Genomic DNA, 9,189 nt, shown 5'->3' with positions numbered 1-9,189 from the left:
TAAATTAGCAGATTTAGCAGTTACTTCAGAGAAGTTAAATGCAGGTCAAGGAGCAGAAGGACGTGTAGGCGTAGCTGGAGCAGACGGAACAGTAACGTACCAAACGCTAGATGCTGTAGTAAAAGCAAATGAAACAGTAACGGTATTAGTTGAAAATGCAAACGGAACATTTACGTACTATAACGAAAATCAAATTGGTGCAGACGGAACTCCAAAAGCAGGAGAAACAGGCGTAACCATTGATCCAAAAGAAGTAGCAGTAGCTTTAAATACAACAACAAACAAATATGAGTTTAAAAATTCAGAAGGTGTTGTAATTGGAGAGATTGATGCAAATGCTAATGGAATTGTATACAACGATGCAACAACCAATTTAAATGTTACCAATGTACAAGAGGCTATTGAGAAATTAGTAACGATGATTACTACAATAGAAGGTACGAAAGGAGATTTAAAAGTAGCAGGTGGATTATTAACGATTGATGCAGGAGGAGAAAAAGCTTTGCTTCACGATGCGACAATCTCTTTAAATCTATCTAATTTAAATAGTATTAAAGAAGTTCAAGGTACTTATGCACTGACAATGGAAGATGTAATCTTACTTGGAAATGCACAAGCAGGAGAAACGGTACTTACCTTACCAGCTCCAACCGCAGCGAACAAAGGAAAAAAATTCACAATCAAGAAACACGATGCCAACGAAGACAACTACGTAACTGTACAAGGAACTATTGAAGGTGCTTCTGAATTATATACAGCACTTCCTTTTTCAGGGTGGGATTTAGTATCTGATGGATCTAAATGGCAAATCGTTAACAAATTTTAATCACACTTTACGTAACACTTAACTAGACAAGTAACATGAAAAAATTAATACTATCGGCAGCAGTAGCTTTTACAGTTTTAACAACAACTAATGTTGTAGCGCAACAAGGATTTGGAACAAATACACCAGATCGCTCTGCAGCTGTAGATATCGTGTCAAATAAACGAGGATTATTAATCCCAAGAATTGATATTCCTAATTTAGACCAAGCAGCACCTGTAGCAAATCCTGCGGATGCCTTAATGGTGTACAATAAAGGAACAAAAGGTACAGAAGCTGGTTTTTATTACTGGGATGCTTCTTATAACAACAATGCAGGTAGATGGGTGCGTTTCGTATCTTCTACTTCAGGAAATGTTGTAACAGTTACGGAAGGAACGAATGTATCGGTTGAAAAAATTACAACAGGGTATGATAATGAATACAAAGTAAGTGTAAAAGCTGGAAATACAGCTGGACAAGTATTAGTTACAAAAGAAGTAACAGTAGGCGGAAACACAACGTATGTATCTGAATGGGTAAACCCACAAGATTTCGTAAACGGAACTGTTGAAGGAGTAAATGGTATCACAACAACAATCGTTGGAGATAAAGTAACGGTTGGTTTAGGCGGTGATTTGGAAAAACCAACAACAATTGCAACTACAGCAGGTGATAAAGGAAATACTCTAGCAATTACAGGTTTAGAAAAACTAGACGGTACAGCTGGAAAAGAATTTGATGCCGCTACACAGAATATCGTGATCATGGGAGCAGATGGAATCTTAAAACAAGTAACACCAAAAGCTTTATTAGAAGAGGTTATTACAGAAGGAGTAAATGGAAAAGCTTTGACTTCTAGTTCAATTACGATTGATGCAAACGGAGCAACAGCACTTTTAAAAGATGTGAAAATTGACATTACTCCAGGTGGAACGGAAGGAATGGTTTTGGTTACTGTAGTTGATGGAAATGGAGTTAAAACAACAGAGTGGAAAAATCCAACAGATTTATCTAACAATCTAGAAGCAGGACAAGGAATTTCTATTGATGCAAATAATAAAATCAATTTAGGAGGAAACCCTATCACTAGTGCAACAGAATTAAACATTGAAGCTGCGGGTGCTTCCTTAGCAATCAAAGGATTGGAAGAACTTGGCAAAGCAGGAGTAAGTGGAAATAATGTTGTAGTAGCAGATGCAAATGGAGTTTTAAGAGAAACGTCTCCTAAAAACTTAATTAGCGAGGCGATTGATGGAGGCGAGATTGAAGCGAAAGCATTAAAAGGAGATGGAATTACGGTAACAGCGGGATCTGCAGCGGGAACTACATCTGAAGTAGCGAGTTCATTATTAAAAGATGTGACTTTAGGTATTGCAGATGGAGCAGTAAAAAATAGCAAAATTGAGGCAGGTGCTGTAACAGCAGATAAAATGGCTTCTAAAGATAGTGACACAGCTACTAATGCAACAGCAGGACAAGTTCCTGTAGCTGATGGTAACGGCGGTGTTACGTACCAAAACGTATCTACAGCGATTGGTAAAGATTTAACTACAGATGGCAAAATCGTTATTGGTACAGCAAAAGCAGATCAGTTAGCGGATGCTGTTTTGGTAGAAACACATTTAAGCATTAAAGAAGGAAGTATTTCATCGGTTGAAATTACAGATGGTACAATTGCAAATGTTGATTTAGCAGAGAAAGCGGTATCAGCAGATAAAATGACTTCAAATACAACAGCGAATGGTACAGCTACACCTGCACCAATCGGACAAGTTCCTGTAGCAGATGGTAACGGAGGTGTAACTTACCAACAAGTAACCGGTGATTTGATAAATGGTAAAGGATTAATATCAGAATCAATTGTAGTATCAGGTGGAGCAAAAGCTTTATTAGATGAAACAACAATCGAGATTAAAGGAGGTACACAAGCAGGTCAAGTATTAGTTACGAAAGAAGTAACGGTAGGAGGTACTACAACTTATGTTACTGAATGGGTAAACGCAGAAACTTTAGGAAATACAGTTACCGCTTCTAATGGTTTAACGAAAGACGGAAATGATATCCAATTAGGAGGACCAATTGAAAAAACAACGGTAATCGCAATTGATAATACAAAAGGATCTTTAGCCATTACAGGTTTAGGTACAGCTGCAGCTAACACACCAAATAAAACGGTAGTAGTACAAGCAGATGGGAAATTAGCAACAGTTGATACAGCTGCTGGTGAGGTAATTATTAACCAAGGCGGGGATGTGAATATCAGTGATAATTCTGTAGTAAATAACTACCACCCATCAATGAGTGAAATTGTTATTGAAGTTACTTTAGCTGATGCAGATACAAACTTGAATTTACCAGCTGTAAACGGTACAGAAGGACAAACAATTAGTATTAAAATTGCTAATGTAAACGAAGCACACAACGGGTATTTAAATATTAAATCGGGTTCGACTGTTTTAGCGTACGGAGCGATGCCATTCCAAGGATGGATTATCAAATCGAACGGAACAAAATGGATTGTTGTAGGTCGTAACTAATAAAAAGAAAAACAAAAATGAAAAAAAGATACATTGGATTTGCAGGACTTGGTTTAGTATTAATCTTAGGTACACAACAAGTTCAGGCACAACAAGGTTTTGGAACAAAAGATCCACATAAAACAGCAGCAGTAGATATACAATCCTCCAAAAGAGGATTGTTGATACCGCGTGTTGAGTTAGTGCAAACAACAAATGGAACAACACCTGTTCAGGCACCTGCCCAATCGTTAATGGTGTATAATGAAAAAACACAAAATGATGTAACACCAGGGTATTACTACTGGGATACAAATCGTTGGGTTCGTTTTGCACAACAAGGAGATATTACTGCTATTGCATTAACGGGTGATGTAACAGGACCAACTAATGCTACAGTTGTAGGAGCTATTCAAGGTGTGGATGTGTCTGAAACAAATCCAACGGCTAATCAAGTATTAACGTATATTCCAGGAGTTGGTGGAAAAGAAGGGCAATGGACACCGGTAAGCTTAGATGAAACAATACTTACAAGTTCAAAGGGAATTACAGCAACAGGAATTACTGTTGGGGGTGATGCAAATGGTGCGGGTTCAACTTTAAAAAATGTAACCTTAGCTATTACACCAGGTGGAGCTAATCAAGTAATGGTAACAGCTGCGGATGGTTTATCTACAACATGGATTGATCAATCAACGATTGCACCTGCAACAACGCATGAAGTAGCAAAAAAAGAGAATACAAACGGAAATACCTTAGTTTCTACAGTAAATGGAGTTGAGTCTGAAGTAGATGTAATTGCTACAGTAGCGAATACATTAACAGACGCAACGCTAACAACAACCGTAAATGGAGTAGCAGCAGCAGGATTAGATTTGACACCAGCCATTCAAGCAGGACAAAAAATGACTGCGGTTGTAGATGGAGTAAATACAACGGTTTCTTCTTCTGTTGATGGAAATACAACCGAATATAAAGTTAATGTTTCCAATGAGGCTATTCAAACAGCACAAAAAACAACTGTAGTAGCAGCAGGAACAGGAGTTACTGTAGCAGCACCAAGTGTGGTAGGAAATGTAACAACGTATACTGTATCTGCGGATGCTGCATCAATTGCATTAGCAGGAGATGTTACAGGAACAGCAGGTGCAAATACAATCAGTAACTTACAAGGAACTGAGGTAGCAGCAACAGGAACAAAAACAGAAGGCCAAGCTTTAGTTTTTCAAGGTGGGAAATGGATTCCTGGAACACCAAAAGTAGACGCAACAGATATTAAAGAAGCTAAAAATTTACTAGCAGCTGATGGTACTTCGGCAACCATTGAAGTAGTTAGTGGAGGTACAAATGCAGTATTAGTTGAAACGAGCTTACGCGTAAAAGCAGAATCTATCACGTCAAGTGAAATTAAAAACGGATCGATTTTACCAGTAGATATAGCACAAGATAAAGCAGATCAGGTATTAGTAACTGATGTAGATGGAAATCCGATATGGAAGAATCAAGCCGATTTGCATCAAAATATCTATACACATAACGGTACATTAACAGGAAACCGAACCGTAAACTTTGGTGAAGCTACTACTTTAGTTTTTCAAAAAGACACACAAAGCCATGAGTTTACCTATGATGAATTTGAGACAGGATTAAATATGTTTGGCAATACAACTTCTTCTATTGGTTTAATTTCAAATACAGGAGGAATTAATGGAGTGGGATCGGGCTTAAAATTGAAACATAATACTATCGTTTCGGAAATTAATGCAAATTCTAATACAGGATTAAAAATAGTAGCAGAACTTTTGAAAGACATTACTTTTAGCACTTCTCATATTGTTACAGGAGGTACAAAACAAGAAATTACTAATGTTGTTTTTAAAGGTGATGGAGGCGTTCAAGTTAATAAAATTAATACACCAGAATTTAAAGGAAGCGCAACAGATAAAGTGGTCGTAGCGGATCAAGATGGCGTATTAAAAACACTAAAAGCAGCCATGCCTAAGTTCTTCTATATGCCATCAGTATTGGTACCTACAGCTGAAAACCAAACAACTCAAGCAGGTGTTACTTTTGATAATGGAACTCGCAAAGGGACGATTAATTTATATGCCATTTACCAACAACAATTTGGTTCACCTGTAATGAGCAGTGTACCAGGAGCAACACTACCTGTATTACCCGCTTCAGAATTGATTTTCCACGTAACCTATGCGACTTCTAACGTATTTACAATCAATAGCATCTCTGCAACAGGTTTGATGACTTATACCGTTAGTGCTGCGGCTAATGTGAATATGGGAAGCTTTATTAATGTAGTGTTCTCGGTTAAAGAATAACAAATGATGAATAAAAAGATACAATATATACTAGTCGTTTTTGTGCTGTTCTTGGGTTTCCAAGTACAAGCACAAAATACGATCACAGCTTACGAAATTAAATTAAGTAGTTTATCTACAACTGAAGCAGAAAAATTAGATTATTTAGCAAATGGAGCACCTAGTTCTATGTTTGTAACAAGGGACAATGAAGCAAAAATTAATAGAAGTACTAATATTACTACTATTGTGGAAATGACCCTTGTAAAACCATCGGATTTTACAAAGTTGGTAAATGCTTTTGAAAATAATTTAGCAGAAATAGAAATTATTAATATAGAATGGGACGGACAAGAAGATTGGGCTATCTCAAATGTGATACTACAAAAAATGGAGCATTTGAAATACATTTATATTAGATCGTATCAACCATTAAATGCATCGATAATTCAAAGTAGACTTCAAAATTTGATGAATGCATTAGAAGAAAAAGCCAATGTTGAAGTATTGTTTTATACAATGAAACAACCAAGCTAAAGGAAAAGTTATGAAAAATATGATAAAGAATATAGGTACTTCTCTTTTTACTTTTTTTGTTTTCATTAGTGTAATGCTAAATGGCATTTCAACCTATGCACAGATAAGAGTACCGTTTAATCCTCGTGTGTCTGCCAAAGCACCAGTACCTTATACGAATACAAAAAATTATAAGCTGCAAGGAGACTTTTTGATGCTTGGAAATACCAATTTAACGCTATCGTCTTATGAGCTAGATAAAGACAATAGTCAAAATTCAATGAAGTATGTAAATATTGACAACAATAATCCTTGGATTATTAACTCTTCATCTGCGGAATTAGTAGTGCCTGGAGGTGAGTGTACTGAAATTGTGTATGCAGGATTGTATTGGTCAGGTCGTGTTCATGATATTGATAAAAGTAATGTATCTTCAAGTCCTAATGTTTTTAATGTGAATAAAACAGCGCGGGTATTACAATCAGTTAACGAAGTAAATAAAACTGTTAGCAGAAATACTGACTTTCTTTATGTAGGGTATAGGTTTAGTGATGTAACTCGCTTAGGAACATCATCAGGACAATATTATCCACAATATCGCATTACAGGATCAGGTCGAACAACCTATGAGTTCGTCATTACAAATGATCCTAATAATCGCGTACAATACAGAACAGGTACAAGTGGAAACTTTCAAACTTTAGAAAGTACTTATAATACGTCAACAGGAGTTGCAACCTTGAATACAGCGTTTGAAATTGAAGTGAATGGAATGCTTCTAAAAATTGTAAGATTTACTAGAACTACTAATGCAACTAGTAACGCTTCAACTTATCAAAACAGTGCTCGTATTCACTATGAGGTAACGAGAGAAATAGAACAGGATGAAACTAGATCTATTCAGTTAGATAAACACAAAGTAAAACTAAAAGCAAATCAAGAGAGTTATATTGATATAATTGCAAAAGATAGTGATATTTATTACCCTACAACAGGGGATGGAGTAATGTACTCAGCATATGCTGATATTACAGACTATGTGCGCAAAAATGGGGCTGCTAATTATTTTGTTGCCGATATGGCCTTATTGGAAGGAAATGGTGGAGGAACTGGTTATTATGGCGGTTGGGGGATGGTAGTCATCTATAAAAATGCCTCAATGAAATGGCGTGATATCACCGTTTTCGACGGACATGCGTATGTTGCTGGAGGTACATATAATTATGAATTGCCAATCTCAGGATTCAAAGCAACTCAATATGGTAATGTAAATGTTACCTTGGGGATGATGGCAGGAGAGGGAGATCGTATGATTTCAGGAGATTATTTTGAAATTAAGAGAGGAACTGAGTTTGACAGATTAAGTCACAGTGGTAACACAACGGGCAACTTCTTTAATTCTTCAATTGCGGTTGGTAATACACCTAGGAATCCTAATTTAGTCAATAACACAGGATTTGATATTGCTAAATTTGATTTAACTAACACCAACAATAAGTATATTGCTAACAATGCAACAAACGCAACTTTCCGTTATGGAAGTACACAAGATACTTATGTAATTTACAATATGGTATTTGCTGTAGATGCGTATGTACCCGAAATTGTCGGAGAAAATAAAGCCACTAGTTTTGGAGGAAATACTCCTTTAAATAATGGTATTATTACGCCAGGTCAGGAATTTGAGTTCGAATTGGATGTTTATAATAAAGGAACAGAGGCGGTAAATAGTTCAAAAATTGAAATACCAGTACCCTCTAATTTACATTATTCAGGTTCTACTGTTATTGGAGGTTTACCAGCAGGTGGTACGGTTGCTTGGATACCACCAGTTGGAGCACCAGCAGGAACAACTTCTGCAGTTACACCAGGAGGAACTATTGTATGGAATATCGGTACTTTACCGTTAGATGCAACCAAAACAAAACTATTAGCTAAATTGAAATATCGATTTAAAGTATCGGATAATTGCATTTTATTAACTACCAATGTATGTGGTTTAGAGGTGAGAATCAACGGTAAAATTTCAGGTACAGGTGCTACTTCACAAACACCAGTGGGGTCTGATTTAGTGAGAGACTATGGAAATGATGCTTGCGCTGGACCTGTATATGATGATTTTATGTCAACGATTACAGTAAGTGCAGATTTCTTGCAAAATTGTAATCCACCTGTTGAAAATGGAGTGATGCAATTTAGAGCTTTTTGTTCTGTACCAACCGGTGGTTTTTCTAGAGCAGAAGTGGTTGCTAAATATCCTTCAGGGACAAAGTTTTTCAATGTTGTGCCAACATCGTATAATTCAAATGTAGGACTAGTAACGGGTAATTTCCCAGTGAATGCAGACGGAAGTAAAAAGATGTACTATGTGATGGTGCCTGGTATGGAGGCTAACTGCTATGCGAAACTAGAAATTAGTGTTGAAATAGTGACTACATCTCCTACAACTAAAAATGTTACTTTATGTTATGGGGAAACCATCAGTTTAGAAAATAAGCTTTCTCAAACGGGTGTAAATAAACAATATGAATTAGTTTATTTTGATGCAGCTAATAACCCAATAACAGGGACTCCTAATCCTACAGCAGTAGGTACACATCGCTATTTTGTAGCAGAAGGAAAAGATGGATGTGTAGGGCCTAAAAAGGAATTTACGATTACAATTAATGCATTGCCTGAGTTGGCTATTGGAGTACAGAATATTGAAGTTTGTACAAACTTCGATTATTCTACAACGTTAGTAGCATCAACAGGAGCAGGTTTTAGTTATACTTGGGAATATTCCACAACAGGGGGAGCAACATGGGAAACCCTAAATAATACTACTTTTTCAAATAAGGTAGCCCTTACAAATAATAAAATAGAAGTTAAACACGCTGAAAGCCAATTAAACGGTACTAAAGTGCGTTTGAGTGTAAGTAACGGTCAGTGTACAGTTACGTCTAATGTATTTGAAATTATAGTGAAAGATTGTCCTGCTATGACAAACCCAATGTTATTAAATCCAGCTATCCAATAATTAAAAACGAAGTAA

The 9,189-nt window shown here is 36.5% G+C and carries 4 protein-coding genes and 1 pseudogene; all 5 read left to right on the top strand.

From position 1 onward, the window contains the following. Nucleotides 1-826, top strand: a pseudogene (locus tag ACMHJ2_RS08825) (hypothetical protein); the annotation flags it as partial. Nucleotides 827-861: 35 nt separating this feature from the next. Then, on the top strand, nt 862-3,345 hold the full coding sequence (locus ACMHJ2_RS08820; RefSeq protein ID WP_413512528.1) for a hypothetical protein: 2,484 nt from the start codon (nt 862-864) through the stop codon (nt 3,343-3,345). A gap of 17 nt (nt 3,346-3,362) precedes the next feature. Further along, the gene (locus tag ACMHJ2_RS08815) at nt 3,363-5,660 is read left to right on the top strand and encodes a hypothetical protein (protein WP_413512527.1); all 2,298 of its coding nucleotides are present in this window, start codon (nt 3,363-3,365) and stop codon (nt 5,658-5,660) included. A 3-nt stretch (nt 5,661-5,663) separates the two neighbouring features. Beyond that, nucleotides 5,664-6,176, top strand: a complete 513-nt coding sequence (locus ACMHJ2_RS08810) for a hypothetical protein (protein WP_413512526.1) — start codon at nt 5,664-5,666, stop codon at nt 6,174-6,176. 10 nt (nt 6,177-6,186) lie between these two features. Further along, nucleotides 6,187-9,174: a hypothetical protein gene (locus ACMHJ2_RS08805; protein ID WP_413512525.1), complete on the top strand. Its 2,988-nt coding sequence runs from the start codon at nt 6,187-6,189 to the stop codon at nt 9,172-9,174. Nucleotides 9,175-9,189: the final 15 nt, after the last annotated feature.

Origin of the sequence: Myroides odoratus (assembly GCF_965118575.1) — a bacterium.
Taxonomy (GTDB): domain Bacteria; phylum Bacteroidota; class Bacteroidia; order Flavobacteriales; family Flavobacteriaceae; genus Flavobacterium; species Flavobacterium odoratum_B.
Note: the sequence above shows the minus strand (reverse complement) of the source record. Positions and strands in the feature narration are given on the sequence as shown.